Consider the following 26,611-nt stretch of genomic DNA (forward strand, 5'->3'; position numbering starts at 1 on the left):
CCTCTACTTGGCAGCCCGGACGGCCTCCGCCATCGCAGGAATCCTTACGTCGCCGTTCGGCCACAGATCGACGAACTTCTTGTAAGCGGTGGTCGCATTGCCTGCATCGCCGCTCTGCGCAAAGGCCCTCGCCTCACCAAGCTGGGCCAGCGGATACACATCGTTCATGAGCATCGCCGCGACGCCGCGATGCGCCAGTACAATCTGGAAGTCCACGAGTGCGACCTTGGTGTCGTGCATGTCGACGCGTGCCCGGCCGCGCAGGTAAGGTGTCAGCGAAACCAGGTCATAGGCCCTTGCCGCGTTCAGCGCCGTCAGCGCCGCCGCCGGGTCACCCGCCTTCAATAGAATCGCTGCATTCAGGTCGGGCAGATAAAATCCCGTCACCGCGGTGCTCTGCGGATACATCTGCGCCAGGATGTCCGCGCCCTTCTGGGCCGATACCGAATCGCCGCACAGAGCTTCGGCCATCGCGCTGTTGAAGGTGCCGTGCATGCCTTCGCCTCGGGTAGACGCCGAACGCGCCAGCTCGAGCGCACCATCGCAGTCGCCGGCCAGCCCACGATTCAGCGCTGCCTGGCTCAGCAGGAATGCCGCACCCGACGATAACCCCTTGACGCCGTCCAGCTTTGCAGCCACGGCACGCCATGCTTCGCGACCCAGCATCATCTGCCCGGTGCTGTCGAGATACACAGGATATCCGGCGCCTTCGGCCAGAGGCAGAGCCGCACCCTGATTGCTCTGGAACTGCATGACGGAGTCGTCGCCATGCCCGATCAGGTAAGACGCCAGCAGGTGCGTCCCGGTATGGACGAGACCGGCGCGCTGCGCCTGCTGCTCCATCTGGAGTGCAGCCTCGTAGCGATCCGTGCCCAGCATGGCCAACTCCGCCTGCAGGTAGGCTTCCGGGTGGTAAGGATCGGACTCGATACTCTTCTGGGCCGCGTCGAGCGCATCGGCAAGATGACCCTGAAGACGAAGCACACGCGACAGATCGCAGAGCGCCTCGGCATCCGACGGTAACGCGGTCAGGACCTGGCGGACCGCGGCAAGCGCGCGGTTGTAATCGCCGCTCGCGTTCATCTCGTAGGTGTACTGGGCGAGCAGCTTGGTGCGATCGCTCGCGTTTTCGACAGCATCCTGCGCCAGCCGCGCGGCATCGGCCGCCGCAACTTCCGCGTACTGATCGCGCAGAGCCCAGGCAAGTCCGATCTGCGCCTCGGCAAACTTGGGATCGAGCGTAGCCGCCTTCTGGTAGTAGGACAGCACATCCGCCGACCGGCCATACGGCTTCGCCGCCTCAGCCAGAGCCACCGCATGCAGGGCGTCGATGCTTGAGGTTCCCTCATGCCGCAGGGCCACATCGCTCTTCTGGATGGAGTCCCCCGTCTCGCCGAGATCGCTGCGGACCGTGTCCGAGATACGACCGATGGCATCCGAAATCTGTTCACGACTCGCCGCCGTCTCGTCAATCCCCGCAATCTTCTGGTTCGACGCCACGTCCAGCACCGAGATGCTGATCGCATACGGACCGGAGCCGCTGACAACACCGCTGAGGTACGCCTTCGCGCCCAGCTTCAGCGCGACCTTCTGAGGAAGCGTCGGATCCGTGCTCTGGCTGCCGTCCACGCCCATCAGCCGCAGGCCCGCTTCGTAGGCCTCGATACCGCGGATCTTCAGGTACGGCGACTGCCGCAACTGGATCGCGAGCCCGGCATTCAGCGCGCCGTTCAGTGTCTCGTCGCCGGTCTTGTTCTGGATCGTCGTAATCAGCAGAGCGTCCTGCGGAGCAAGCAGCGGACTGAACCGGCTTTTATGCGACGACCAGTAATAGAATCCTCCACCGATGGCCAGTACCAGCAAAACGGCCAGAACACGCAACCTTCGTGCTCGACGCTCTCGCTTCAGACGTCCCGCCGGCAGATCGGACGCCGGCTCGTCATAGTCTTCCTCCTCCTCCTCGTCCACCTCGGTATAGGAGACGTGACGAGGCTGGAAGCCACTCTCGCGAAGGCTGGATCCACGCGAGCCGGGATCCTCGTGCTTCGGAGAGCCGGCCAGCGGCTGTCCTGCCGTCGACATTCCCGAAGCACTTCGGATCGTCGACGCGCCAGACACCGGACGCATCGTTGGAGGCGGCGGAGTTGGCGCGGAAGGAGGTGCCGGCTGCGGCGACGGAGGCGGAATGTAAGGCGGACGCGACGCCTGGCTTCCACGCGATCCATCGGAAAGCTTCGCGGGGCGAATCACATCGGGATCGTGGACCTCGGAGCGGACCTCCGAGCGTGGCTGGAACGGCTCCCGGCTGGCCTCCAGATGCACCGGTGCATAGTTCGCATCGGGCTTCTTGAACGGCCTCTTGGCCCGCGCAACCGGATCCGCAGCACGTACCAGCGGAACACCCGGGGGGGTCGCGGGCGCGGACTTGCTGAACCATCCACCGCCACCCTTGCCTCCAACCTTCCCCAGCGCTTCGTAGAGTTCTGTCGCGGACTGGTAGCGGTCCTTCCGTTCCTTTGCCAGCAGCTTGTGAATGACCTTTTCGAGATCCTTGGGGATAGAGTCGTTCCAATCGCGAACCGGCTCCGGTTGCTGGCTCAGCAGTTGCACGAACACCAGAGCGCTCGTAGTTCCCTGGAACGGCACCTGTCGGGTTGCCATCTCGTACAGCACAACGCCGACGGAAAAGAGATCTGAACGGGCGTCGAGCTGCTCGCCGCGAGCCTGTTCAGGCGACATGTAGGCGACCGTACCGACGGTTGCGCCCGTCGAGGTCAGATCCCGCGAGTGACTGGAGTTCGAAGCGAGATCGAACTTGGCCAGGCCGAAGTCCAGAATCTTCGCCTGCCTCTGCCCGTTGGGCAGGTCCACCAGAAAGATGTTCGCCGGCTTGATATCGCGATGGATGATGCCACGCGCATGCGCTGCACCAAGCCCCATGGCGATCTCCTGCCCATAGCGGACGAGCTCCTCAACCGGAAGCGCTCCATGCGCGACACGGGATTTGATCGTCTCGCCTTCGAGCAGCTCCATCACAAGATATGGCTCGCCGTCCTGTTCGCCGATATCGAAGATCGTACAAATATTAGGATGATTCAACGCCGAAGCGGCCCGCGCCTCACGCAGGAAACGCTCCTTATGGCCGGGCATCGCGTTATCGTCGTGCAGGACCTTGAGGCCCACCTCACGCATGAGCCGTCCATCCCACGCCCGGAAGACCGCACCCATCCCGCCGCTTCCCAGTCGCCCAAGAATCTCGTACGGCCCGAATCTTTGCCCAACGTCCGGAATCATTCCCTAATGCCTTCCTGCCGATTAATCCTGCACTCCTGGGACGATAGGATCCCCACCAAGGACTACCGCGAGTTGTCGAACTCGAGGACTGCTCAAATGAATTTGCTTTTACGCATCATACCGATATCCTGCCGCCTAGGTAATCCCCCGCACCAAGTTCGCCTCCTCTGGACCGAAACGATCACGAAAAACGTGCGTCCCAAGAAGGAGCAGGCAGGCAAAGCCCTGGTTCCTGGATCTTCCCACCGCACGCATCAAGCTCCCACGCCCGTTTCAACTGCATGGGACCTCTTCAAACCCGCATCTATACTGAATCCAGAGGCCGCTACCCCAGAGTGACGACTCCACCCAGCACGATACGCTCTCGCCTCCTCACTCGAACAGCACTTTTTCTCGAAGGCCGACCCTGGATTCCGATCGCCTTCCTCGGCGCGGTCTATCTTCTATCCGCGCTGGCCGCCTCCCGGTCGAAGCCGCTCTGGCATGACGAACTGTTCACCTTCTGGATCGCCCAGGCACCCACCTTGCGCGACCTGCTGGCCGAACTTCGCATCGTCGACCTGAACCCTCCACTCGTCTACCTGGCCACCAGGCTGTCCTTCAAGCTCCTTGGCATCAGTACCCTCACCACGCGCCTTCCCGAGATCATCGCGTTTCTCGTGGCAATGCTTGCGGTCTACCGGATCGTGCAGCGCAGGGCGGGTGTCCTCTACGGAGGCCTCGCCGCCGCCTTCTTTCTGGGCGGACTGGCTTCAGAACTGGCTATCGAGGCCCGGCCCTACGCCATGCTGCTGGCTTTCCTCGGCATCTCGTTTGCCGCGTGGCAGAGCCTCTGGGACCCACTTCCTCCGCGGAATCGTGGATGGACCCTCGCCGTGCTGGCTCTGGCTGGGGCCGGCCTGCTGATGAGTCACATCTTCGGGCTTCTCGCCTGGGCGGCCCTCGGCGCAGGCGAGATTTCGCATCTGCTCGTACGCCGAAGGCTTCGTCCGAGCCTGCTTCCGGCGCTCGTGTGGCTCATTCCTCTGGTCTCGGTCGCGGCTTATCTGCCGGCGCTCCGCAACCACGCACGCTCCTACTTCCCTGCGGCCTTTGTGCCGGGCGGCGACGATGTCTTCCTCTTCTATATCTCGCACGTCGACCGCGAGTTGGTCGCCCTATGGCTCACCGCACTCGCCATCCTGCTTCTGCTCGGCCGCGCCGCCCTGCGTCCCGCCCGTCCCTTCGTCCTCAACCGTGCGGAGTGGACCGCCACGATCGGCCTGATGCTCATCCCCGCCCTGCTGATGGCTTGGCTGATGCTGTCGAACGCCGCCTTCTTTCCTCGCTACGGAATCGCCGCCAGCTTCGCCATCGCGATCTTCACGGCAGTCTTTGTGGCGTGGTGGACCGACCGTGACCCGCGCGCCGCCCTGCTCGGTATCCTGGTCGCTCTCCTTATCCAGGGACAGCTTCCCACTGCCATCGACGAACTGCTCCACCCGGCACGGCTTGCCCACACGGAGCCCGTCGTCGCTCCGTGCGCGGCCTGCGCCGTCACGGCAGCGCTGGATCCTTCGCTCCCCCTCGTCGACGCCAGCGGCCTCGCCTTCCTGGAGATGAATCACCGCGAATCCCCCTCTACTCTGGATCGGATCTTCTACCTCACCGATCCTTCGGCGTCTCTGCAGTATGCGCATGCGAATATCTTCGAAGGGATGGGCGACGAGGCGCGGGTCTTTCCATTGCGTGGCCACGTCCAAAACTACGAAGTGTTTCGCCGTCAGCACGCTCACTTTTTCGTCCTCGGGACCTTCGATTACCCTGAGGACTGGCTGCTGAGAAAACTTCAGGCGGATGGCGCAAATCTCCGCGTCCTCCAGCGCGTTTCCGACTCCTATAAAGATCACGAACTGTACGAGGTAACCTTTTAGCTCGCACCTCGGTCCCCGCAGAAGACGCCAAACCCGCGCAAGGCGCAACGAGACCCCGAACATGTCCGATTCGAACATCCTGTACAGCACGCAGAACACCGATCCCAACCGCGGCTTGACTCCCTCCCCGAAGGCACCCAGTGGCACCTGCAAGGCGGAGCGCCAGACCATTCTGCTCGACGCCGACGACACGCTGTGGGAGAACAATATCTACTTTGAGCAGGCCATCGCCGCCTTCATCTCCTACCTCGACCACCGCGTCCACTCCGCCGACGAGGTGCGCGAACACCTCAACCTGTGCGAGCGAGCCACAATCGCGGCGCATGGATACGGACTCAAGAGCTTCCGCAAGTCGTTGGTCAACTGCTTCGAGAAACTCTCCGACGCGCCGATGACGCCGGAGAAGCACGACCGCATCGTCAGCTTTACCAACTCCATCTCCGACGCGAACATCGAGCTTCTGCCCGGCGTCGCGGAGACGCTGGCCGAGCTCTCGAAACGGCACAGATTGATTCTTGTCACCAAGGGCAATGTGGAAGAACAGACGCAAAAGCTCCACCGCTCCGGACTCGCCCCCCTCTTTTCCGCCGTCGAGGTGCTGGAAGAGAAGCACGATACCGCTTATCGCACAGTCATTCAGCGTCACGCATGCGACAGCGCCAACACCTGGATGGTCGGAAACAGCCCTCGCTCGGACATCAATCCTGCGCTCGCAGCCGGTCTTCATGCGGTGTTTATCCCACATGACTACACCTGGGTGCTGGAGCACGAGACGGTCAATCAGCCATCCGCCGGACAACATCTTTTAGAGCTCGCGCGCTTCTCCGATCTGTTGCTTCATTTTTAGCTTTCGTGGTGCTATACTCAACCTCGGATTGATGGTTTTACGTCACTGTCCTGCACCGCACTATGTGCAGGCGACTCCGAGCGGAGGTGGCGAAATTGGCAGACGCACTAGCTTGAGGTGCTAGCGCCGCAAGGCATAGGGGTTCAAGTCCCCTCCTCCGCACCAATCCACCCATTTGAGCCGTCCCCTCGGGGATTCGGCAGCTAAAAAGAGGTTCCAGAGCACCCGATGGTTTATTTTCTCGTCTTCATCCATATTGTCGTCTGCCTGTTCCTCATCGGTGTTGTTCTTCTCCAGACCGGCAAGTCCGCTGATCTCGCCGGAGCCTTCGGCGGCCAGGGTTCACAGACTGCCTTCGGTCCTCGCGGAGCTTCGAACCTTCTCACCAAGCTGACCACCTACTCCGCGGTCATCTTCATGCTCACCTCGATCGGCCTCACGATTCTGCTCTCGCGCTCCAGCGGTGACCACTCGGTCCTCTCCGGGACGAAGACCACCCAGACGACCCCGGCCAAGAAGTAAGCAACCACAGACCAGGTTCTCTCAACCCCACCCCAGCGGTGGGGTTTTGCTTTTCTACGAAAAAAGGAGATCTATGATCCGCGAAACACTCCCCGTCGGCATGCTCCAGTGCAACTGTTCCATCCTCGGCGACGAGACCACCCGCGAGGCCATCGTCGTCGATCCCGGCGCGGACATCCACCGCATCCTGGCCCGTCTCGCCGCCCACCAACTCACCGTCAAGCAGATCGTCATCACCCACGCCCACATCGATCACATCGCCGGCGCACTTGAACTCAAGCGCATCACCGGTGCCCCCATCCTCTACAACCAGCAGGACCTTCCCCTCGTCGCCATCATGGACACGCAGGCCGGCTGGCTCGGCATCGCGACTCCGGAGGTTCTCCCTCCCGACGACCACCTTCAGGACAACCGCACTCTCCACCTGGGATCCATCCCCGCGACCGTCCTCCACACCCCCGGCCACACTCCCGGAAGCCTGTGCCTCCATCTCCCCACCGAAAGCCTCCTCATCGCCGGCGACACCCTCTTCGCCGGCTCCATCGGCCGCACCGACCTCCCCGGCGGCAATCCGAAGACGATCCTCACCTCGATCCGTGACCGCCTCCTCATCCTTCCCGACGACACCCAGGTGATCGCAGGCCACGGCCCCGCAACCACCATTGGCAGCGAGCGCGAAGGCAACCCATTTCTCCAACCCCAGCAAAAACAGCACTTTCCGACTTAAACCATCAACCGGAACTTTACACGCATCGCTCGAAGTATTAACAACCTTGGTTCACCCCAGCAACGCCATGGCACGCCTGAAACCCTTCACCGGTCCAAGCAGACTGGCGACCACCCTCCCCGGCCCTGCCAACCCATAAAAGCTCCCTGGATGCACCAAAACGCCCGTCTCCGCGAGCAAATCCTCCGCCGTCCCCCCGCCGTCGAGCAGCAAAACCACGCACCACCCGGACTCAACCGGCAGATGTCTCCCACGCACCAGCCCCAGATTCTCCCGCACCCGCTCACGAATCTGCGCCTGAATCCCCCAGCGACCCGCGAGCCAATGCGGCAACGCCCTCTGCGCCGGAGCCCCCATCGAGAGAAACGTATCCGCCACCACCTCCAGCCGCCGCAGCGCCTCGTCCGCCCCCGGCCCAAACGTGACACACCAACCCACCTTCATCTGCGGAAGCCCCGCGACCTTGCTCAAGCCACTCAAAACAAAAGTCAAGCAACCATGCTTACCTTTCGCAAAGCTCTCTCCACCCTCCCCCGTCACCGGATAATCCAGAAAAACCTCATCGACGATCAGCGCCAGCCCGTGCCGTGCGCAGAGCTCTTCCAGCCGTTCCCGCTCAGCCAGCCGCGTCCAGTGCCCCGTAGGATTCGCCGGATTCACCACCAGAATCGCCTTCGTACGCGGCCCAATCATGCGTTCCAGCTCCGCAAAGTCGATCCACCAGCCGAAGTCCCAGAACAGCGGATAGCTCCTGACCGTCACATCCGTCACATCCGCCAGAAAGTCGAACAGCGGATACCCCGGCCGCGCCACCAGCACCTCATCCCCCGCATCGCAGAGCAGCCGGAAAAGATACCCGTACGCCTCTGACGTGCTCGTCGTGAGCATCACCTGCGCGGGGTCAACCGATGCTCCATGATCCGCGTAATACCCGCAGACGGCCTCCCTGGCGGATCGCATCCCCATCGGATCGGCGTCGTAGACCAGCGCCGCGCGGTCGGCCAACGCGCCCAGAATCCCCTCAGCATCGTATGCAAAGCCACACACCGTGGGATTCGAGAGGGTTAGGTCGACGACCTCCCGTCCTGAAGCACGCGCCTCCCTCACTGCCGCCGCAAACCCGCTTTCCCCCGTATCCCAACCCGTCCGCCGTGAAAAACCCTTCATCTCCCAATCCTAAATCTCCCCTAAAATGGTGCGAGCATGACCGACATTCAGGCAGTCCTCTTCGACTACGGCATGGTCCTCTCCGGCCCTGCTCACCCGCCCGTCTGGGCCCATATGCAGCAACTCACCGGCCTCTCCCCGGACGCATTCGACGCAGCCTACTGGGCGCCCCGCCGCGACTACGACCGCGGAGCCCTCACAGGCCGGGCCTACTGGCAGGCCGTCTCCCCCGCGTCCGACGCCGCCACCATCGATCTCCTCATCCAGGCTGACACCGATCTCTGGACCCAGCCCAACCCGCCCATGCTCGAGTGGGCTCGCGCCCTCCAGCATGCCGGCATCCGCACCGGCATCCTCTCCAACCTCGGCGATGCCATGACCGAGGGCGTCCTTTCGCGCTTCGACTTCGCTGCCTTCCACCACCGCACCTGGTCCTACACCGTAGGCCACGCCAAGCCGGAGCCGCAGATCTACGCCCACGCCGTCGCCGGACTCGCCACCCCTGCCGCCCACATCCTCTTCCTCGATGATCGCGAAGAGAACATCCAGGGTGCCCAGCAAGCGGGGCTTCAGACCCTGCTCTACACCACCCACCAGGCCTTTGAGGCCGAGATGCATGTCCGTGGGCTGGATTCCCTTCTCCACCCGTCGCGGTAATCTTACCCGTTCCAAAATGGGCCATCCCAATTCCATTTATCTCCGCCTTTTGCTAAAGTTTCGCCATAGAACAGGCCCCACCATGGATATTGAGGACAGGCTGCACCCTGAGCTTCCCCGCAGCCACAAGGCCCATGATGACCACGATAGCCCCGCCGTCTCTGAATATCGCCGCGCGTCTCCTGTTCCTCTTCTTCGTCCTGCTAGCCATTGCGCAAGCCCAAACCGTGACCGGTTCGCAGTCGCTCCTCTTCGCAGGACTCCGTGGCACAGCCAGTCAGGGACAGTGCAACGCGGTCAAAACAGATGCGTCCGGAAACCTCTATCTCTTGCTGGATCAGAAGGATGGCGTCCGCATCCTCAAGTCGGATCCCACGGCGGCCACCGTCCTCGCACAGGCTTTGCTGGGTGCCAGGGGTGACATTGGCCTTTCGCTCGCACTCGACCCCGCCGGAAATGTCTACGTTGCTGGAACCACCACCTCATCCAGCCTGACGGGAACCCCGGGCGCTGCCTTCCCGTCCCGAATCGGCACCAGCACGAACTCGTTTGTCGCCAAATTCGATGCGAACCTCAACCCGGTCTTCGTCACCTTTGCCGGAACCGGCCGCATCGCCGCAACCTCCATCGCCGCCACGATGGACGCCATCTTCCTCACCGGGAGCGTCTTCGGGTCCGGCCTGCCAGTCACCCCGAACGGCATCCTCCAATCCCCCGCCTATGGAAGTCAGCAGAACGGTTTCGTGGAACGCTTCTCCTCCGATGGCAGCACGCTCGTCTATGCCACCTATCTCAGCGGGGCCCAAGGCGATACCAGCCCAGCCGCCATCGTGGCCGACGCCTCCGGCGACGCCTATATCGCCGGGTCCACCTCCGCCTCGGGCTACCCCACCGTGGCCGCCCTCGTCCCGCGCATCCAGCCGCCTCCCGCCGGAAGCAGCCCGGCATCGGGTTTCCTGACGAGGCTCACGCCCATGGGCGATGCCATCACCGCCTCGACCTTCATTCCCGGCACGGGAATCACCTCCATGGCGCTGGACACCCCCGCTCAGAATCTACTCCTCACCGGAACGGTCGCGCTCGGGCAGTTCCCCATCACGAACGTTCAGTTTCCTCTTGTTGCAAGCCCCTACCAGGTACTCCTGCGACTCCCGCTCAATCTGGCAAGCGTGCTCTCGGCAACGGTCGTCGCACCCGGAACCCAGTCCTTCGTCACGCCATCCCAGGACGGCGGTGCATGGGTGGACGGCACCCTCAGCACGCCTCTTCTCCCGCTGGCGACGCTCTCCGAGACCGGAACCGCCTTCGCCGCTCGCGTCACCGCGTCCAACACGATCGACCAGACCGCCCGCTTCGGAGGTCTGCCTGCCACCGATCCGAACTACGCCTCCGCTCCGGTCCTCCTCACGGCAGTTGCGGTCGACGCCAGCGGTCAACCCATCGTGGCAGGGGCCTTCACCCCCTCTTCGGACGCAAGCCTTCTCCCCACCGAACGATATGATCTACCGCTCGCGCAGCCGTCCACGGCGGTTCTTCCGTCCGCCGTCTCCGACGTCCCGGTCAGCACATGCCACGGAAGCCTCCGCCCGGGCTCCGCCGCCTACGTCGCCAAACTCGGAACCGCAGCCGGCAATGCCGCCCTGGTCCTTTCGACAGGAGCCGCCCCGGATATCCTGCTGCGCAATCTGGGATCTGTACAGGCCGAGAATCTCCAGATCGTTGCGACGGGATTCTCCCTTTCGTCGACATGCGGCGGAGCGCTGGCCGCTGGAGCCCAGTGCGCCATTGCCCTCAACGGAGGGGGACCGGGCTCGCTGCGCGTCCAGGCGAGCAACGCGCCCACGCAGACCGCAACCCTCGCCGCAACGTCTGCCGTGCCGACCTCGATCGTCTTCTCTCCCCGGGAGTTGGACTTCGGCATCCAGACCGGAAGCAGTGCGCCCATCTCCCGGATTCTGACCGTAAGCAATGTTGGCCAGCAGACCCAGACCTTCGGCTCCGTACTCGATCTTCTGGCTAAGACCGCATCCTCCCCGTTCTCGCAGGCCGCCACGGACTGTCCAGCGACCTCCTCCGCCACGATCTACACCCTCAATCCCGGGGCTTCCTGTCACATCCACTTCGTCCTTGCCCGCAACAGCGCAACCCCCGATGGCCCCGTGCAGGCCTTCTGGACGGTTGCCGCCACCGGCACCCATGACGTGTTGCTCACTGGCTATGCTCAGTCCGCGAGTCTCGGCCTCTCGGCCTCAGAGATCGACTTCGGAACCCAGTTCGTCTCCGGACTTCGGACTACGCGATCGCTCTTCCTTTCGAACAACTCCGATACCGCCATCTCGCATACCCCGGTCACGCTCACGGCGACCTCGCCCTTCACGGTGATCGACCTCTGCCCCCTCTCCCTTCTTCCGCACTCTGTCTGCCAACTCCAACTCGCCTATCACTCCCCCGCCAGCGCAAGCAACGACGCCACAACGCTTTCGCTCGACCAGGGGCTTACCGCACTGGTCACAGGGCAGACGCTACCGCCGCCAGGGGCCACCGGCGCCGCTGTCAATCCCAATCTCTCCGTTACCCCGGCGACGATCACCTTTGCCACACCCGTTGCTGTGACCGCTCACTCCATCACTACGCAATCCGCAATCATCGCCAATACAGGCACATCCAGCTTTTCCCTCAACCTGAACCTTACAGGCGACTTCACCTCGACGAGCAACTGTCCGGCCATCCTGGCCAGCAATACGAGCTGCTCCGTCACCCTGACCTTTGCTCCGACCGCACCGGGAACTCGGGATGGTGTACTCGCCGTCACCGCCGGGGCCGGCACATCCCCCGTCTACGTCGCGCTCACCGGAACCGGAACCTCGATCCTTGCGGGCAACAACGGCACCCTCCCCTTTGGTGCGACACCGACAGGAGAACCCGTCGTCCAGTGGTTCAAAGTGACGCAATCCTTCCCCGCCTTCTCGGCCACGGCTACGGGCGCATGGAAGGTCGTTCTGTCGGAAGATATAGGCTACGGTCACGCCAGCCCGGCATCGTCGGCGTTCCTCACCAGCCAGACCGGAACCTGCTTCAACTGCTACCTCGGCGTCCAGTTCCTGCCAACCGCGACCGGCGATCAAACGGGATCGCTCACACTCGCCTCGGCGAGCGCCTCGACAGCCTACGTGCTATCGCTCACGGGATCGGGTCTACCCGTGGCGGGTCTGCTCGTCACCCCTGCGGCTCAGGACTTCGGCACCGTTCCGGTGCACAGCACCAGCCCAAGCCTCCCGTTCACGCTCACCAATCTCGTCCCGTCGGTCTCCCCGGTTACCCTCTCGAGCGTCGCCGTCACCGGGGACTTCGCGGTCAGCTCCGACTCCAGCGGCGGCCCATCCTGTACCGGCACCCTGGGAATCGCTGCCAACTGTTACGTTCGCGTCGCTTTCTCCCCCACCGCCACCGGAACCCGCACCGGAACCCTGACAGTCCAGAGCTCCTCCGGGACTGCCACCGCACACCTCACCGGATACGGATCACCCGACCCCGGGGTCTCCCTGAGCCCGAACGCCCTCACCTTCGAGAATGTTCCCGGACGAACCGCCACACAACAAACCGTCACGATCACCAACAACGGCTCCACGACCCTCTCCGTAGGGACGGTCTCCGCCTCAACGAGTTCGTTCACCGCAACCAGCGCCTGCACCGCCCTCGCGCCCGCAGCAAACTGCACGGCGACGGTGACCTACCAGCCGTCCTCGGCCCCCGCCTCGGGAGCTCTCAGCATTCCCATCACGGCCACCATCGGAGGCGCTCCTATCCCGAGCACCTACACCGTGCCTCTGACCGGGGCCTACACCAGCCAGACGGCCGGTCTGCAGATCTTACCCAACACCACCGACTACGGCCCCGCGCTCGTCGACACCATCGGCCTGACTCGCACCTTCACCCTCAACAACCTCACCGCCAAGCCGGTAGCCGTCGTGCTGTCCCTCCCCCGTCAGTTCGCCCTGACCACGACTGCTCCCTGCCCATCCCTGGCGGCGAACGGTTCATGCAGCTTCTCGGTCACATACCTTCCCGCGACATCGGGATCCGCCACAGGGACCATCTTTGTCCAGGCTACCCCATCGGACGGCTCCGCACCCCTGACCGGGATCGCCTACCTCCAGGGGTACGGGACTCCTCCACCAAACGCCACCCTCGGCATCACCGGACCGCTCTCACCCGGAACGGGCCTCCTCGACTTCGGGCAGATCGTCTCCGGACAGCAAGCCACCCGCACCATCACGCTAACCAGCATTTCCACGCAAATTACCGTACGCCGCATCACCTCCGAACCACCCTTTCTCTCCACAAACACCTGCGGAAAGCCTCTAAATCCGGGCCAAAACTGCACAGTCACCCTCACATACACCGCCAACAACCAAACATCCCCCAGTTCTACCCCCACCCCACCCATTATCAGCACAGGTTTGGTCACAATAGAAGGTGATGCCCTCACCAGCCCCGCCACTATCAATCTGACCGCCTCTGCATCACCCATAACCGTTGCTTCCCCAGATAACCCAATCATTATCAGTAGCTTCACAGCATCCCAGGGATCTCTGACCTTCCCTCCGACGGCCACTGGCAACGCTTCTCCCTCACAAATCATCACCCTCACCAACACCGGAACCTCAACTCTTCGCATTATCGGACTCACATCTACGTCCGATTTCACAGCAATCAACCAATGCGATCAGCCAGTCACCTCCACCTGCACGATCTCGCTCTCCTTCACACCACAGTTGCAAGACCAGGCATCCGCTATCCGTAACGCAACATTGGAGATAGCCAGCGACTCCGGGACCTCGCTTGAGTATGTTTCGCTCTTCGGCGTGTCTTCACCAGCTCAGATCGGCGTGATTCCGACCAGCCTTGATTTTGGATCCGTCCTCGTGGGGCAGAACGCATCCATGACCATCCAGGTCACCAACACCGGAGTTGTTCCTGTTCAATTCAATGGGGTTACAGTGAGCGGGGACTACTCCTCTTCGAGCAACTGCCCTTCGCCCGGTGGATCCCTGGCCGCAGCGACCAGTTGCACGATCCAGGTTGGATTCTCGCCAACCGCGACGGGGCCGCGTCCAGGCAAGCTCTCCCTTTCGACGTCAGCCTCAACTCTTCCGCTTACCGTCACGCTCGCGGGTGTCGGAACGCAAGGACAGCTTCAGATCGCGCCCTCTACGCTCAACTTTGGGCCAATTGCCATCGGAGCGTCCTCGAATCTCAGTCTGATCCTTAAGAATGAAGGCACCGCTCCAGTCACGAATCTCTCGCTCAGTATCAGCGGAGATTATGCCGTGACGGTGCCGTGCTCAACGCCGTCCCTGGCTCCGGGACAGAGCTGCAATCTCACAATAATGTTTACGCCAAGCGCCACAGGGTCGCGCCCGAGCTCACTCATCGTGTCCAGCTCCGACCCCGGTTCCCCTGCCAGCATTTCTCTCTCTGGAATAGGCACTCAGAGCGGGAGCTTCCTACTTACCGTCAACGGAGGAGGTGCGGCGAGTGTGTCGGTTCACCAGGGCGCCCCGGCCACCTACACATTGGCCGTGACTCCGACGGGAGGCTTCGCTGGAAATGTAGTCCTGAACTGCACTCCAATCAGCCTTGCGGAGTTTGCGAGTTGCTCGATTCTGCCGTCAAGCATCACACTGGCGACCTCAACCGCCCAGACCACCGCCCTGACGATCAACACATTGACCGCCGTTCAGAGGAGTTCCCTCTCCTTGGCCAACGCCCGGACGTTTCTTTGTTTCCTCGCTCCGTTCTTTCTCGTCGCATGGAGGAGAAGAAGGCTACTCCCGATTCTCGCGTTGCTGACGTGTGTGATTCTGCCAGCAGGCTGCGGAGGAGGTCCGGATCCGAATTTGCGATACACGCAACCCGGAACCTACCAGTTCCAAGCCACGGCCAATTCCACCAGCGGAGTGCAGATCTCGCGATCAGTCACGTTGACGCTCGTGGTCACGAAGTAGCGCACTATCTCGCGGTCGTGACCCGCCCAAGAGGAACCTGCTCGACGATTTCAATCCCGAACCCCTGGAGCGCGGGCACGTGGGTTGGCGTGTTGGTCAGCAGACGGATCTTGTGAATGCCCAGGTCGGAAAGAATCTGTCCGCCTAGACCGACCTGACGCAGGGTACGCTGCTCAGCGCCGTCGCGACCGCGGCCTTCGCGCAGGACAATTCGCTTCATGCCGATGCCGGGCATCGTCTCGCAGCCAAAGCCGGCAGTGCCGTTATGCAGGTAGATGAACGCGCCGCGTCCGGCTTCGACGATCGCCTGAAGCGCATCGTCGATAACGCGCCGACCATCGCCGAAGACATCCCCAGCCAGATTGTGGGTGTGAACCCGAACGGTTGCGATCTGGTCGCTGGCAACGTCGCCATAGACGAGGGCAACGTGCGATTCGCCGACCTCAACTTCGCTCTCATACGCGATCATCCGAAACTCGCCAAACTCGGTCGCCAGCACGCCTTCCGCGACCGGGCGAATGTAGCGCTCGTTCTGAAGACGATAACGGATGAGGTCGGCTACCGTGACCATTAGAAGGCCGTGTTCGGCACAAAACTTGACCAGATCCGGTACGCGGGCCATGGTACCGTCTTCGTTCATGATCTCGCAGATGACACCCGCGGGAATCAGACCAGCCATGCGAGCGAGATCGACGGAGGCTTCGGTTTGGCCGGCGCGTACGAGAACCCCGCCCTTCCGGGCCCGTAGCGGGAACACGTGCCCGGGCCGCGCGAGATCGGCTGCGGTAGACCTGGGATCGATGGCCACGCGCATGGTGTGGGCGCGGTCGGCGGCGGAGATTCCCGTGGTGACTCCCTCGCGGGCCTCAATCGTCTCGGTAAAGGCCGTTCCAAAGCGCGATGTATTGTCCTGCGTCATGGGCCCGAGACGCAGGTGGTCGGCGCGCTCTTCGGTCAGGGTCAGGCAAATCAGTCCGCGGCCAAAGCGAGCCATGAAGTTGACCGCCTCAGGGGTGCAGAACTCGGCTGCGAGCGTCAGATCTCCTTCATTTTCGCGGTCTTCATCGTCGACGACAACGACCATTCGTCCGGCTCGGAACTCCTTGACTGCCTCTTCCACGCTTGCAAACATGCTTGAATCCCCTCTTATCACTAGATTCCCATCATAGTCCTGACGGTCCAAAAACAACGACGCCATCCCGTTGGAGGGATGGCGTCTGACAACAGACCGGTTGCGAACTACAGGGTGGACTCGATCTCAAAACCCCAGGCCTCGAGCAGCGCCTCCGGGATGTACTTCGAGTTCTTGTTACGGCGTGCCCACTCCCGCAGACGGGTCGACCGGATGTACTGGTCGGGCGTCAACTTGTACTCTTTCACCACCTGTTCAAAGGAGGTGACGGTCGGGACAACCGGGCCGATCGGCTCGGGCTTGCCCCAGTTCGGATTTCCACGACGCTTCGCCATACTAAATTTCCCCTCAGATAATCTGCCGGTTACTCTCGGCCGTACAACACATTTGGACGCTATACGCCACAAAATAGTATAACTCGGTTTTGCCCGCGATACCAAACGCGTGCGTGATGAAACTCTAAGTAGAATCAGGACATCAGGAGCGCAACGCATGTTCATTCACGTCTTCGCCTTCCGCTGGCAGCCCGGCGTCACCCCAGCCCAGAAGGAGCAGGTCGCCGCAGCGATTCGCAGTCTTCAGGGACAGATCCCGGGACTGATCGAGACCTTTGTCGGAACGAATCTTTCGCCTCGAGGCCAGGGATATGAGTTTGGTGGAGTGATGAAGTTCGAAGACCAGGCAACGTTTGAACGCTACAACCCCCACCCAGCGCATGCGGCTCTCCTCGGTTGGCTGCTTCCTCTGATTGAGCCCCTGGAATTGGACTTCGAGGTCTAGGCCAAAACGATCAAGTCGTTAAGAGGGTTTCCGGAGCCTGCTGCACCAGTTTCATCAACTGGGCGGCAGGGACGGGATGGCCGAAGAACCAGCCCTGCCCGAGAATTCCGCTGCCGGCCGCACGAAAGTAGTCCGCCTGTTCACGGGTTTCGATGCCTTCGACGACGACGAGAAGACGCAACTTCGACGCCATATCGAGGATCTGTGGCACCACCGATGCGGTTACGGCCTGCGTGCCAACGGTCTGGGTGAAGACGCGGTCGATCTTGATGGCGCCGGCATCCAGTCGATGCAGATAGGCGAGGCTGGAGTATCCGGTGCCGAAGTCGTCGATGTAGACGGTATGCCCGGCTTTCTTAAGCTGGGAGAGCGCCTGGATGGCGGCCTCCTGGTTCACGGTCGAACGTTCGGTCAGTTCCAGCCCGATGGAACGTGCCTTCACGCCAGCGGCTAACATGCTCCGTGCCAGTTGCGGGAGGAAGCGACCATTCATCAGATCCTCTGCCGTGATGTTCAGCGTGATGCGGAAGTCGCTCGTTGCCAGAAGATCCCCGAGTTCCTCGACTGCCTTCCCCAGAACGAGGGTCGTGATCTCTCCGACAAAGCCTCTCTCCTCTGCGATAGAGACGAGGGCTGCCGGCTTCACGGTCTCGCCACGGTCGTTGACCCAGCGGACGAGCGCCTCCGCAGCAACGATCTTTCCGGTGTCGAGGTCCACGACTGGCTGATAGACGAGTGTCAGATCCCCCGTCTTGATGGCTCGTCGCAACTGGCGCTCAAACGACCGCTCGCGCCGATAGATCAACACGGCGATCACGCCGAGGGCGCCTCCGAGAAGCGCACCGCTGGCCAGATACCCCAGCACCAGGCCGCTATTGCCTTCGAGCATAGCACTGCGAGACTCAGAGGCGACGGCGCAAAGCATCCCCTGCTCGGGACAGACCGGCAGGTAGAAGATTCCATCCTTCTCCACCATCCTGCCCGCGATGACCTGGTCGCTGCTGAGTGGTGCAGCATGCCCGAAGGCGGGCACCACAACGCGCGTGTCGCGATCGTAGAGGAGAACGCTGTAAAAGAGCGGCGGTGCATCCAGCACCTTGAACACGAGAGGATTGATCACCTCCGACACGCCAGCCATGTTCGCCACGAAACCGCGCGCGTGGTCGGAGAAGAGGAGCGGTCCGTCGATGTAGAGTTGCGTCGTTCCGATGCTCAAATCCGGGGCAGTATTGCTGGGTGGTACCGAGAGGCGTCCAGCGTTGGTAGAGCAAAGCAGGTGTCCGTTTCGGATGCGGCCAAGATCGCGGACATTGGCCGAACGGTAGACGATCTCCCGCATTAGAGTGAGTTCCTGGTCGGAGCAGAACGAGAGTCCATCGCCGTCCACCGCCGCTTTAACCTGTTCCATATCTTCGGTAAGCTGCTGCTCGCTCTTCAAAAGCCGCTCAGCATAGCGCGCCAGACCCACCTGGCCGTCACGTATCTGGATAGCACGCACGATGGAACCGGCGATGAGGCCGCCCAGCACGGCTCCAAGCACGATCACCAACGTACGTCTGACCAACTGCCACCCCATGAAGTTCCCAACCTTGATTGCACCATCATAGCCCTCTGAATCTGAGTTCGCTTGCTAACATCCAACCAGTATGCAAATTGGAATTGACAGCTTTGCCGCCATCTCGCCCACGATCGCACCTGTCGACCGCATGGCCAATCTTCTGGAAGAGATCTCAGCCGCCGATGTCGCGGGACTGGACCACTTTGGCCTCGGCGAACATCATCGCGCGGAATACCTGGACAGCGCTCCGGCGGTCATCCTGGCAGCGGCTGCGGCGTTGACCAAAACGATCCGGCTGACCAGCGCCGTCACAGTACTCTCTGCTGCCGATCCGGTCCGCGTCTTTCAGGAGTTCGCCACGCTGGACCTGCTCTCGAAGGGCCGGGCCGAGATGGTCGTGGGGCGAGGGTCCTTCATCGAGTCGTTTCCGCTCTTCGGACTGGACACCAGGGACTACGACTCTCTCTTTGAGGAGAAGCTCGATCTTCTTCTGACGCTCCGCGATGAGCCAAGGCCGCACTGGTCGGGGCGGCATCGGCCCGCGCTCAGCGGACAGCCTGTCTTCCCCCGCCCAATGCAGCCATCGATCCCAATCTGGCTCGGTGTCGGCGGAACACCAGCGTCGTTTGCCCGTGCTGGGGCGCTTGGCCTGCCACTGATGGTCGCGATCATCGGGGGAGAGCCGCACCGCTTTCGTCCGCTGATCGATCTTTACTACGAAGCAGGATCCAGGGCCCGCCAGCCGAAGGAGAAGCTTAAGCTCGGGATCCACGCCCTGGGGTATGTGGCCGACACCTACGAGCAGGCCGCGGACGAGTTCTTTCCCGGATACGCGGAGGCGTTCACGAAGATCGGCCAGGAGCGCGGCTGGCCTCCGGTGACGCGCCGTCAGTTCGACGCGCTGCTTGGACCGACCGGCGCACTCATGGTCGGCAGCCCGGAATCGGTCGCAGAAAAGGTTCTGTCGATGCATGAGTCTTTGGGCGGAGTAGCTCGGCTCAGCTTCCAGATGTCCGTGGCGAATCTCCCTCACCGTAAGCTGCTCCGGTCGACGGAACTCCTTGGGTCACGTCTTGCGCCGATCATCCGCAAGGCGCTTCCCGAACAGGCCTAGTGGGCGAGGGCCCCGGTGTAGAACTTATCCATATCCCGCTTCATCTCTTTCAGGGCATCGACGTTCAAGTAGACCATGTGCCCCGCCGGATAGTAGCCGTAGGAGATGTTCTTCGCAATCTTCTCCGGCAACAGCATGTGGTGCAGGTCGTACTCGGTGTTGAAGAACGGCGTAGCGAGGTCAAAGTAGCCGTTGGCTGAAAAGATCTTCAGCTTTGGGTTCTTGCGCATAGCGTCCGAGAGGTCAATCGCGACATCCGGAGAGGTTTGCTCCCCGCCTCGGCCACCGCCTAAAGCACGGTGCTTGAAGTTCCACTCCTGAATAACCCCGGGGCCCGAAAGGTAATAGTTGTCCTGGCTCATGTACTTCAGCTCCTTCACGATGTAGTCGTGGAAGGCTCCGACGTAGGCGCCGGAGATGCCGGTGTCGGACGGATCGAAGCCGGGGGTCTCGCCGGCGGCATCTATGTCGAACCCCGCAAAGCGAGCGTCGTATCGGCCCAGGATCTCTTCGTCGCCGCGCAGGAGTTCCTTGCGGAAGCGCGAGGCATCAATCCTAAGCTTTGCTTCCTTGACGTAGGCAACACTGAGGCCGGTGAGAGCAGCGACCTTCGCGGCAATTGCATCGAACTCTGCCTTGGGCAGCGCGTCTCCCTGCTGGAGCGCGGTAGTGTATGGGCCACGGGCGAACTCCCGAGCCTGTTCCACCCAGTCTGCGAGTGAACCTTTCTTCTGCACCTTGCCGTGGTAGTACCCAATCGCGGCAAATGACGGCAGATAGCCGACCGCCTGGGTATCGTACCCCGGATTCTGCCGGTTGTAGTTCAGCACGGTCGAGAGCAGGGTGACGCCATTAAACTCAATGCCGTCGTTGTTCAGTGCAGCGACAAGACCGGCCGAGCGGGTTGTTCCATACGACTCCCCGAAGAGAAACTTGGGAGAGTTCCAACGCTGATTGACCGTAATCCAGCGCATGATGAACTTCTCGAACGCCTTGATGTCCTCATCCGTTCCCGCGAAGTCCTTCGCCGTACCCTTGCCGACGGCGCGGGAGAAGCCGCAAAGAGGAGCATCGATGAAGACCAGATCCGACTGATTCAAAAGACTATATTCGTTTGGAACGTAGTTGAATGGCGGGCCCCCCGTCGCGTCTGGGCTGGCCGTAATGACGCGCACCGGGCCAAAGGAGCCCATGTGCAGCCAGATGGTCGCCGCGCCTGGGCCTCCGTTATAGAAGAAAGTGACTGGGCGCGTCTTTGCTTCCGCGCCGTCCTCGGTGTAGGCAACATAAAAGATGCTTCCGTTGGCCTTCTCCTTGTCATCCTTGATGAGCAGGTTGCCAGCGGTAGCCGTATAGTGGATCGATTTTCCCTCAATCGTGAGGTCGTGTTTCGTGACGGCGGACGACTCGATCGGGACAGGGGTCGAGGTCTCGTCTTTGGTCTCCTCAGTGGTCGTGACGGCTCTCGTTCGTCCTGACGGTGCCTGTGCCCCAACCGTCAAACCACACACACTCGCCAGCACCGCTACTGCGGTCACGCGCCACGTCCCCGTCTTGATCCTCACGTGTTCTCCTCACATCCAATGTTCAGGTATCCCATCATCATATCTCCCCTCGAGTAAGCGAAGAAGATTCGTGGGGGGAGGGGCAACCATCCATCGCTATGTCTCATCGGAGCTACTTGAGATCCTGAGTGACCCGAGGCGTTTGCGCCTCGCACGTTCCAGAATTTCATGTCCTCCCCCTCGATACGGCCTCCGATATTTCGGAGGCCGTATCCTTTGCTCGCCACAACCAGATACGATGGAGGTATGCGCCCTTTTGCAGAAGAGCAGAAGACTGAAACGCCGGCCCTTCATTCAAGATCCGTCACGCGGCGCAGTCTGCTGATGGGTGCGGGCCTTGCAGTAGCGGGAACTACCCTCTATTCCTGCGAATTTGCGCGCCACGCACTCCAGCACATCGAAGTTCCGGTTGCCGTCCGCAATTTACCCGAAGCCTTCCAGGGATTTCGCATCGTCCAGATCTCGGACATTCACTTCGACGAGTACACCGAGCCTTCGTTTTTCAATCACATTATTCAGGAAGTCAATGCCTTATCCGCTGATCTGGTGCTAATCACCGGGGACTTCATCACGCATGGGCCGCCCCGCCATGTCCCGGAGCAGGACATCTACCAGGTCGCGGAGGCTTTGCGGGGACTTACCTGTCCCCAGCGGATGGGATGCCTGGGAAATCACGACTCTGCGGTCGGCGCGGACTATATCGCCGGCATCCTGCGCGGGCGCGACACCCCGGTCCTGGTCAATCAGTACGTTCCGATTGAGCGGAGCGGCCAGCATATCTGGATCGGCGGAGTCGCTGACCCGGCAACGAGCCGGCCGAATCTCGGGCTTGCCATGCCCCGAAACCCGGATGCACCTGTCATCCTGATGGCGCATGCCCCGGACTACGTGGACGATGTTCTGAGGCACCCGGACGGCGGAAAAGTGGATCTTGTGCTCTCCGGACACACGCACGGCGGACAGGTTCGCTTACCGGGCATCGGTCCGCTGATTCTTCCCCCCATGGGAAAGAAGTATGCCCACGGGCACTATCGGTTTGGATCGCTGCAACTCTATGTGAACAGGGGCCTAGGAACCGTCGGAGTGCCGATTCGCTTCAATTGCCCCCCGGAGATTACGACGATCACGCTGTCACGTGCCTGATCCGGGATCAGCGCTTTCACGGACTAACGAGCCCGTCGCACCGGCTTCTTTTCTTCGACCACAACGGGTGCCGCGGGAGCAGGCGTGCCACCGCTCTTCTCCACCATCCAGCCGTCGAGAAGGCTCTTCTTGAAGCGCCAGCGGTTCCCAAGCTTGAACGCCGGGACAAATCCTTCGGAGGCATAGCGATAAAGCGTGTCCCCGCTGATTCCCAGATACTCCGCCGCCTGCCGGATATCCATCACCTCACGGACCATCACCTGCACCGCTCCAGCCATCGCAAACTCCTTTGGGGTGAAAACCACTCAGCCCAACCGTTGTACCGTCTTTTCCACAACCTTACAAGGCAAATCTATTTTTGCCACCATGTTGCCGGTAGTTCTTGACCCGGGAAAACGTCGCTGGGCAGGCCGGGTTCGGGCGACCAGACAGGGATGTTCTTCTCGCTGGCGACTGCGGTCAAGCGCGCGATCGGCTGCTTCCAGCCGTGCAGCGCCAGGTCGAAGAGGCCCCAGTGGATCGGCATCATCAGGCCGTGCGCACCCATCGCCTCAAAGGCACGGAGTGCATGGTCGGGTCCGAGGTGGATGTCGCCCCACAGCGGATGATAGGCGCCAATCTCCAGCATGGTCAGGTCGAACGGCCCGTATTGAGCGGCGATCTCGCCAAAGCCGTCCCACCAGCCGGTATCCGCTCCAAAGTAGACGGTGTGGTGCGACCCCTTCAGCACAAAGGCACCCCAAAGGGTTTCAAATCGGTTGAAAAGGCTCCGTCCGGAGAAGTGGCGGGATGGGACGGAGGTGATGGTGAGGCCATCGATGTTGGTCTCGCCCGTCCAATCGAGCTCCGTAATGCGCCCTTCAGGCACCCCAAATCTCGAGAGAATCTCCCCGACCCCGAGCGAAGTGACCCATCGCGTGCCCGGCATCGCCAAAGCGAGCCGCCGCACCGAGCCTTCGCCAAGATGGTCATAGTGGTCGTGCGAGATCAGCACAACATCTACCCTTGGCAACGCCTCCAGATCGATCGTCGGCGCGAAGAACCGCTTCGGACCGCTCCACTGCACGGGCGACGCCCGCTCGTCCCAGACCGGATCGATCAGCACCCGGAGACCGTCGATCTCCACCAGGCTGGAACTGTGACCGAACCAAGTGACCCGCAACCCGCTTGGAGGTGGGGTGAGATAGACCTTGGGATCGGTTTGAAACGGGCCAATGGGCAGAATCGGGGACTTCTCCTCCTTGTTGAAGAGGTAGAGAGGAAGCACCTTGAACATCATGCTCAGGCCGCCGACCATCGTTGGGACGGGATTCTGGAACTGCTTCCCCACTTTTTTTGCCCGCTGCAGCACTCCCATTAGCTGAGCCTCACGCGCAGATCGCCGCCGGTCATCTGGTCAGGCCTGTCGAGTCCAAGCAGACCGAGCATGGTCGGAGAGATATCGCGAAGGCTTCCACCATCCCTGACTCCTACCTTGCGACCGTCTTCTGTAATCAGCAGGAACGGCACGGGGTTGGTGGTGTGCGCGGTATGCGGGCCGCCGGTCAGCGGATCGATCAGCATCTCGGCGTTGCCGTGGTCGGCGGTAACGAGAAGGGAGCCACCCCGCTGTTGCACGGCCCGGTAGATTCTACCGAGTTCGGTATCGACGGTTTCGACGGCCTTGACGGTCGGCTCCATCTTGCCCGAGTGACCCACCATGTCGGCGTTCGCAAAGTTGACGATGACAACGTCGAAGGCGGTGTCGTTGACTGCCTTGATGACGGCGTCCGCGATCCCCGCGGCCGACATCTCCGGCGCGAGATCGTAGGTCGCGACCTTCTTGGATGGCACCAAAGCGCGATCCTCGCCGGGGAACGGCTTCTCGATTCCGCCATTGAAGAAGTACGTGACGTGAGCGTATTTCTCGGTCTCAGCGACACGCAGATTGCGGAGATTTGCCTGCGCCATCAGGTTAGCGAGCAGATTGTCCATGCTCTCGGCCGGGATGACGATAGGCAGCTTGAAGTTCTTGTCGTACTGCGTCATGCAGACATAGTGCAGGTCCTTCGGCACAGCGTGGAGAGGGATCGCCTCATCCAACTCCACGCCCTTGGGCAGCGCCAGACCTTGGCTGCCAACCGGGTCCTGGGTCAATCCGGAGCGCCGCGTCAGTACGCGGGTGATCTGCCGCACGCGGTCCGCGCGATAGTTGAAGTTGACGACCACATCCTCATCGCGGATCAGTCCAACCGGCTTGTCTTCGCCATCCAGACAGGTAAACGGCGGAATGAATTCATCCGTCACACCATTCGAGTAGCACTCCCGGATGCGGGCCGCCGCGTCGCGATACGCTCCGCCTTCAGACGTACCCGTAACCATGGCATCGAAGGCCTGCTTCTCCTTCTCCCAGCGTAGATCGCGATCCATGGCGAAGTACCGGCCCGAACAGCTCGCCAGGCGGCCCACCCCGTACTCCGCGAACTTCTGCTCCAGCTCCTCGAGTGACGCGAGACCGCTCGAAGGCATGGTGTCCCGGCCATCCATAAAGGCGTGTACATAGACCTGGGTCAATTTGTGCTCGGCGGCCATTCGCAGCAAGGCAAAGAGGTGTCTTTGGTGCGAGTGAACCCCACCATCGGAGAGAAGCCCAATCAGATGCAGCGCCCTTCCTTTCTGCCCGGCAAGTTCATAGGCACGCACCAGTGTGGGGTCCTTGAAGAGCTCCCCGGTCGCAATGGCGGTGTCGATGCGCGTCATATCCATACGCACAATGCGACCGGCCCCAAGATTCAGGTGACCGACCTCCGAGTTCCCCATCTGCCCGTCTGGCAGGCCGACGAAGTGCTCACTTGCGCGCAGCAGCGTATTGGGATAGTCGCGCATCAGGCCGTCATAGACAGGCTTGCGCGCCATGGCAATCGCGTTGCCGTGCGTCTCGGCCCGATAGCCCCATCCGTCCAGAATCGTCAAAACAACTGGCTTCGCCATTAGTTCCTCATCCCCCGCATCAACTCGTCGATCTCGGCCTTCTCCGTGCCGGAGGCCATCACAAACGGGAGTCGAGGACGTCCACCGAAGTATCCGTTCAGGTCGCACGCGTACTTCAAGCCGGGCACACCCAGTTCCCCTTCGATCCGGTGAGATGCCTGGATGAGCCGGGATTGCTTCTCTTCGGCCAGCCCCTCGTCACCATCTTTCCATCCCGCGAACACCTCGTAACAGGCCTGAGGTGCACATGCTGCCATCCGCGGCACGGCCCCCAGGGCACCCGCACGAAAGGCGGTCAGCATCTCAACGGTCGATCCGCCAAGCACCTGGAACCCCGTCTCACGCGTGCGCGTCTTCAGTCCCGGACCCGCCACCGGAGGCGCCACCGCCACTGCGGTCCCGGTGCCAAGGCTTTCGAGAGCAATATAGCTGCCAGAACCCGCGACGGGAGCGATCGCCTTCGCGAGCATCCGCTCCGTCACGGCGGCAAAGATCGTCGTCACCGTCGCCGTGCGCTTGACGAAGGAGGTTGCCGCCTTGAGCGCCGCGATCCGTCCGCTTCCTTCGACAACTCCCATGATCTGGGGATGACCCGCCAGCTCCGCAATCGTCTCCACGGTCAACTCGCGGCCAGGTGCGCTGGTCAGCAGCACAGGCAGCGCGGAGCCGTCCGCGATGGCCTGGAAATAAGTCAGAATCTCCCGCACACCTCCTCCGAGTAACGTCGGCGGCAGGCGCAGCACAACTCCGTCGTATCGCAGCCCGGCCGCAATCGCGGCAACCTCGAGTGCCGAGGACACACCGTCCCGGGCCACACCCGCGAGCATCACCTTCTCGTCCGCAGCCATCGCCACAGCAGCTTCGAGCGCTTCGCGGGTCTCGACGTCACTCAGCGTGTTCGGTTCGCCGTTCGCACCCAGCACAATCATCCCCGCAACCGGAGTGCGCGAGTAGCGGTCTACATTGTGTTCCAGCTTGCGTAGATTGAGGCGGCCATCCGGATAAAACGGAGTCGTAAGGGGTACATGAATTCCATCGAGCAACATCCCTCTATTTTAGAGCGTTCCGGCTGCATCACTCGGGTCATCCGCAAGATTCATGCGGGCGTGCGCGAAAGTGATTTCACTCTGGTTTTTTTTGACCGCATGCGCGATCCGTTTTTTTTCGTTGGCAAAAGCAATGGAACCAGCGTGGTTACAATACTTCGTTGACCC

At 61.8% G+C, this 26,611-nt stretch carries 20 protein-coding genes and 1 tRNA gene; 11 read left to right on the forward strand and 10 right to left on the reverse strand.

Annotation, left to right across the window (positions count from 1 at the left end; translation table 11 throughout):
• Positions 1 to 3 precede the first annotated feature (3 nt).
• Positions 4 to 3,294, reverse strand: a complete 3,291-nt coding sequence (locus tag BM400_RS14125) for a protein kinase domain-containing protein (RefSeq protein WP_089839856.1) — start codon at positions 3,292 to 3,294, stop codon at positions 4 to 6.
• A gap of 335 nt (positions 3,295 to 3,629) precedes the next feature.
• On the opposite strand from BM400_RS14125, the gene BM400_RS14130 reads away from it, so the two are divergent.
• The 5 genes from BM400_RS14130 to BM400_RS14150 all read left to right on the forward strand — a co-directional run bounded on the left by BM400_RS14130 (position 3,630) and on the right by BM400_RS14150 (position 7,303).
• Entirely contained in the window at positions 3,630 to 5,207 is a 1,578-nt protein-coding gene (locus BM400_RS14130; protein ID WP_175529035.1) for a glycosyltransferase family 39 protein, read from the forward strand.
• Between the two features lie 61 nt (positions 5,208 to 5,268).
• Positions 5,269 to 6,054 (forward strand): HAD family hydrolase, encoded by a 786-nt coding sequence (locus BM400_RS14135; RefSeq protein ID WP_089839861.1) that lies wholly within the window; start codon positions 5,269 to 5,271, stop codon positions 6,052 to 6,054.
• Between the two features lie 80 nt (positions 6,055 to 6,134).
• A tRNA-Leu gene (locus BM400_RS14140) sits at positions 6,135 to 6,219 on the forward strand.
• Between the two features lie 63 nt (positions 6,220 to 6,282).
• Positions 6,283 to 6,576: a preprotein translocase subunit SecG gene (gene secG, locus BM400_RS14145; protein ID WP_089839863.1), complete on the forward strand. Its 294-nt coding sequence runs from the start codon at positions 6,283 to 6,285 to the stop codon at positions 6,574 to 6,576.
• A gap of 73 nt (positions 6,577 to 6,649) precedes the next feature.
• A complete protein-coding gene (locus BM400_RS14150; protein WP_089839865.1) occupies positions 6,650 to 7,303 on the forward strand; it encodes an MBL fold metallo-hydrolase in 654 nt (217 codons plus the stop codon).
• Between the two features lie 51 nt (positions 7,304 to 7,354).
• Here BM400_RS14150 and BM400_RS14155 read toward each other — a convergent pair whose 3' ends face one another.
• Positions 7,355 to 8,470, reverse strand: coding sequence for a pyridoxal phosphate-dependent aminotransferase (locus BM400_RS14155; RefSeq protein ID WP_089839868.1), 1,116 nt, complete (start codon positions 8,468 to 8,470; stop codon positions 7,355 to 7,357).
• 36 nt (positions 8,471 to 8,506) lie between these two features.
• Between BM400_RS14155 and BM400_RS14160 the strand changes: the two genes are divergently transcribed.
• Together BM400_RS14160 and BM400_RS14165 are read left to right on the forward strand one after the other, a co-directional pair.
• Complete coding sequence (locus tag BM400_RS14160) at positions 8,507 to 9,127, forward strand: HAD family hydrolase (RefSeq protein WP_089839870.1); 621 nt, start codon at positions 8,507 to 8,509, stop codon at positions 9,125 to 9,127.
• Positions 9,128 to 9,261: 134 nt separating this feature from the next.
• Positions 9,262 to 15,135, forward strand: coding sequence for a choice-of-anchor D domain-containing protein (locus BM400_RS14165; protein ID WP_089839872.1), 5,874 nt, complete (start codon positions 9,262 to 9,264; stop codon positions 15,133 to 15,135).
• Positions 15,136 to 15,139: 4 nt separating this feature from the next.
• Here the strand turns inward: BM400_RS14165 and ribB are convergent, their stop codons facing one another.
• Positions 15,140 to 16,267, reverse strand: coding sequence for a 3,4-dihydroxy-2-butanone-4-phosphate synthase (gene ribB / locus BM400_RS14170; RefSeq protein WP_089839875.1), 1,128 nt, complete (start codon positions 16,265 to 16,267; stop codon positions 15,140 to 15,142).
• A 107-nt stretch (positions 16,268 to 16,374) separates the two neighbouring features.
• Positions 16,375 to 16,602: a hypothetical protein gene (locus BM400_RS14175; RefSeq protein WP_013579892.1), complete on the reverse strand. Its 228-nt coding sequence runs from the start codon at positions 16,600 to 16,602 to the stop codon at positions 16,375 to 16,377.
• A gap of 157 nt (positions 16,603 to 16,759) precedes the next feature.
• Here BM400_RS14175 and BM400_RS14180 point away from each other — a divergent pair, with 157 nt between their 5' ends.
• On the forward strand, positions 16,760 to 17,047 hold the full coding sequence (locus BM400_RS14180; protein ID WP_089839877.1) for a Dabb family protein: 288 nt from the start codon (positions 16,760 to 16,762) through the stop codon (positions 17,045 to 17,047).
• 10 nt (positions 17,048 to 17,057) lie between these two features.
• Here the strand turns inward: BM400_RS14180 and BM400_RS14185 are convergent, their stop codons facing one another.
• Positions 17,058 to 18,611 carry an EAL domain-containing protein gene (locus BM400_RS14185; RefSeq protein WP_175529036.1) on the reverse strand — a complete coding sequence of 518 codons (1,554 nt, stop codon included), beginning with the start codon at positions 18,609 to 18,611 and terminating at the stop codon, positions 17,058 to 17,060.
• Between the two features lie 82 nt (positions 18,612 to 18,693).
• Between BM400_RS14185 and BM400_RS14190 the strand changes: the two genes are divergently transcribed.
• Positions 18,694 to 19,719 carry an Atu2307/SP_0267 family LLM class monooxygenase gene (locus BM400_RS14190; RefSeq protein WP_089839880.1) on the forward strand — a complete coding sequence of 342 codons (1,026 nt, stop codon included), beginning with the start codon at positions 18,694 to 18,696 and terminating at the stop codon, positions 19,717 to 19,719.
• Here the strand turns inward: BM400_RS14190 and BM400_RS14195 are convergent.
• Positions 19,716 to 21,284, reverse strand: a complete 1,569-nt coding sequence (locus BM400_RS14195) for a S10 family peptidase (protein ID WP_089839883.1) — start codon at positions 21,282 to 21,284, stop codon at positions 19,716 to 19,718. The two genes, BM400_RS14190 and BM400_RS14195, sit on opposite strands and share 4 nt — an antisense overlap.
• Before the next feature lie 246 nt (positions 21,285 to 21,530).
• On the opposite strand from BM400_RS14195, the gene BM400_RS14200 reads away from it, so the two are divergent.
• A complete protein-coding gene (locus BM400_RS14200) occupies positions 21,531 to 22,427 on the forward strand; it encodes a metallophosphoesterase (protein ID WP_089839885.1) in 897 nt (298 codons plus the stop codon).
• Between the two features lie 23 nt (positions 22,428 to 22,450).
• Here BM400_RS14200 and BM400_RS14205 read toward each other — a convergent pair whose 3' ends face one another.
• The 4 genes from BM400_RS14205 to BM400_RS14220 form a co-directional block, all read right to left on the reverse strand.
• Positions 22,451 to 22,705 (reverse strand): helix-turn-helix domain-containing protein, encoded by a 255-nt coding sequence (locus BM400_RS14205; protein ID WP_089841946.1) that lies wholly within the window; start codon positions 22,703 to 22,705, stop codon positions 22,451 to 22,453.
• Between the two features lie 74 nt (positions 22,706 to 22,779).
• The gene (locus tag BM400_RS14210; RefSeq protein WP_089839887.1) at positions 22,780 to 23,784 is read right to left on the reverse strand and encodes an MBL fold metallo-hydrolase; all 1,005 of its coding nucleotides are present in this window, start codon (positions 23,782 to 23,784) and stop codon (positions 22,780 to 22,782) included.
• Complete coding sequence (gene gpmI, locus BM400_RS14215) at positions 23,784 to 25,397, reverse strand: 2,3-bisphosphoglycerate-independent phosphoglycerate mutase (RefSeq protein ID WP_089839889.1); 1,614 nt, start codon at positions 25,395 to 25,397, stop codon at positions 23,784 to 23,786. The genes BM400_RS14210 and gpmI overlap by 1 nt, the downstream gene beginning before the upstream one ends.
• Positions 25,397 to 26,443 (reverse strand): dihydrodipicolinate synthase family protein, encoded by a 1,047-nt coding sequence (locus tag BM400_RS14220; protein WP_089839891.1) that lies wholly within the window; start codon positions 26,441 to 26,443, stop codon positions 25,397 to 25,399. The genes gpmI and BM400_RS14220 overlap by 1 nt, the downstream gene beginning before the upstream one ends.
• Here BM400_RS14220 and BM400_RS21730 point away from each other — a divergent pair.
• Positions 26,423 to 26,608, forward strand: coding sequence for a hypothetical protein (locus BM400_RS21730; protein ID WP_141223936.1), 186 nt, complete (start codon positions 26,423 to 26,425; stop codon positions 26,606 to 26,608). The genes BM400_RS14220 and BM400_RS21730 overlap by 21 nt on opposite strands.
• The last annotated feature ends 3 nt before the right edge of the window (positions 26,609 to 26,611 follow it).

Origin of the sequence: Granulicella pectinivorans, from assembly GCF_900114625.1 — a bacterium.
GTDB classification, from domain to species: Bacteria; Acidobacteriota; Terriglobia; order Terriglobales; family Acidobacteriaceae; genus Edaphobacter; species Edaphobacter pectinivorans.